This is a genomic window from Pseudomonas kielensis, from assembly GCF_014236655.1.
GTDB classification, from domain to species: Bacteria; Pseudomonadota; Gammaproteobacteria; order Pseudomonadales; family Pseudomonadaceae; genus Aquipseudomonas; species Aquipseudomonas kielensis.
This window is the reverse complement of the sequence record NZ_JACMYG010000121.1, coordinates 1-303: the sequence shown is the minus strand read 5'-3', so window position 1 is coordinate 303 and position 303 is coordinate 1. Positions and strand designations below refer to the sequence as shown.

Sequence of the window (303 nt, the reverse complement as noted above, 5' to 3'; positions counted from 1 at the left end):
GTCAACTCGCCATGGTTCGCCATCGGCATGCCAGCAGCGTTGGTCAGGGTCACGGTGTAAGTGACCGTGCCGCCTTCGGTGACGGTGGTTTTATCCACAGTCAAGGTAGCTATCACCTCAGTGAGGGTGTCGCCAATGGTCACTTGAGCTTTGTCGCCCAGCACCAGGTTCTCGAACGACTTGCCGTCAACGGCAGCCTTGTCGATACCCACTTCGATGATCTGGCCATCTTTGTAGACGTCGTCGCCCTGGGCTTTCAGCTCGTAGGGCGTGCTGGTGGTGCCAGCCTTGATCACCACGGTA

1 protein-coding gene is annotated in these 303 nt (G+C 58.1%); it reads right to left on the bottom strand.

Annotated elements, in window-relative coordinates:
- On the bottom strand, window positions 1–303 hold a 303-nt coding region (locus H7995_RS28290), incomplete at both ends, for an immunoglobulin-like domain-containing protein (RefSeq protein ID WP_185819347.1).